The organism is Saccharopolyspora sp., from assembly GCF_017434145.1.
Lineage (GTDB): Bacteria > Actinomycetota > Actinomycetes > Mycobacteriales > Pseudonocardiaceae > Saccharopolyspora_C > Saccharopolyspora_C galaxeae.
This window is the reverse complement of sequence record NZ_JAFRFW010000879.1, coordinates 1-1,688: the sequence shown is the minus strand read 5'-3', so window position 1 is coordinate 1,688 and position 1,688 is coordinate 1. Positions and strand designations below refer to the sequence as shown.

Annotated in this window: 2 protein-coding genes; both read right to left on the bottom strand. The window is 71.8% G+C overall.

Annotation, left to right across the window (positions count from 1 at the left end; genetic code table 11):
* A partial coding sequence (locus IJH84_RS23870; RefSeq protein ID WP_295149283.1) for a TIGR02679 domain-containing protein occupies nucleotides 1-390 on the bottom strand: 390 nt, incomplete at its 3' end.
* A 299-nt stretch (nucleotides 391-689) separates the two neighbouring features.
* Nucleotides 690-1,688 (bottom strand): SbcC/MukB-like Walker B domain-containing protein (locus tag IJH84_RS23865; RefSeq protein ID WP_295149280.1); only part of this gene is annotated, 999 nt, incomplete at its 5' end.

Below are 1,688 nucleotides of genomic sequence, written 5' to 3'. Positions count from 1 at the left end.
GTGCTCGGCGAGCGCGGCGAGGGCGGGTTCGGTGGTGCGGTCCCGCTTCTCGGCGCGCGCCGCGGTCGGCGACTCGCGCGGTTCGACGGGCCGCTCGTGCAGGATCTCCAGCACCTGCGCCAAACCGAGGCCGAAGCGGGTGTCCTCGCGCAGCACCTTGTCCAATTTGGACACCATGATGCGGGAGTGGCCGAGGTACAGCGACCGGCCGTAGACCTCGCTGACCGCCTGCCGGGTCTGCTCGTCCGGCAGCGCGACGCTGAACCTGTCCGGGTTCCGCGGTGACTCCAGCGCTTCCCGCGCAGCCGCCCAGAAATCCCGCAGCTGCTCGCCGCCCCACACCGCGCGGACGTCCGCGCGCACCTCGTCCGATCCGGGGTCGTCGCCCACTGCTTCCCACCTCTGCCGCGAGTTCGTACAAGTCACCACCGGCGGGGGCTGCTCGGCCTGCCGCCGTTCTCGGCGCAGCGCACCAGCGTAGTCGGCGCCGAAGTTTCGATCACTCGGGAAGCGCTCCGCGAGTTCGGCCGGACCGGGCAGCGGCCCACGTGCGTGGAGCGGAGGACGGCGTACGTCCGCCGCACCCGAGTCCGGAACAGTCGTGACAAGGCATGCCTTCCCCGCAGCGGCCCGGAGATCCCGCAGCTGCGCCGCCGCATACCGCGGGGACGTCCGCTTCGTTCGCCGGGTCAGGTCTCGGCGCGCTCCATGTCGCGGCCGTCCCACGTGGTGTGCGTGCAGGCGATGCCGTGGCCGCTGCGGGGGCGCAGCACGTCGTAGATGTGCATCTTCGGGATCTTCGGCGACACGCCCCAACCGCTGGGCCAGGTGATCAACCAGTCCATGTCCAGGTCCACCAGCAGGCCCAGCATCCGCGCGATCGTCGGATCGTCGAGCCGCTCGAAGGCCTCGTCCAGCAGCACCAGCCGCAGCGGCCCGCGATCACCGGAGGCGACGCTGACCGCGTCGTAGAACGCCGCCGCCGCGGCGAACAGGGTGACGTAGGAGATCAGCCGCGTCTCGCCGGAGGAGAGCTGCCGCAGCCGCCGCACCCGGGGCTTGCCCTCCGGCCCGACATCGCGCACCCGCACGGTGAACGCGAACCACGAGCGGTAGTCCAGCGCCCGCGCAAGGATCTCCGCGTAGCCGCCGGTGGCGCTGTCCCGCTCGGCCTCGATCAGATCGGTGAACACGCGCCGCAGCAGCGCGTCCTGCTCCTCGCTGCGGTTGGCGAACGGGGTGCGCACCAGCTCGATGGCCTGCTTGATGTCGTCGCCCAGCGAAGGCGCAGGTTCCCACTCCAGCTGCACGTGCACGCCCTGGCTGGAGCGGGCGCCGTCGAGCACCTCGTTCATCCGCTTGCACAGGTTCTCCGCCACCCACATCTGCCCGCGTAGCCGCTCCGCCAGGTCGCGGATCAGGTAGTCGGCGAAGATCGAGCGGTAGCGTTCGCCCAGGTAGCTGCGCTGCTCGGCGAGCCGCTCGGCGACCCGGCGGGCGGCGTCGGCCACCGGCTGCGGACCTTCCTCGCCGGTCACCGTCACCGTGAGCACGCCGTGCTGGTCGCCCGCGCTGATGTCGTAGCCGCCGCTGAGCGACTGCTGCAACGCCTGGAACCGGTTGAGCACGGCGGTTTCGCCCGCGGTCTTGCGCTCGCCTGCGGCCGCCAGCAGCTCGGCGGTCTCGCC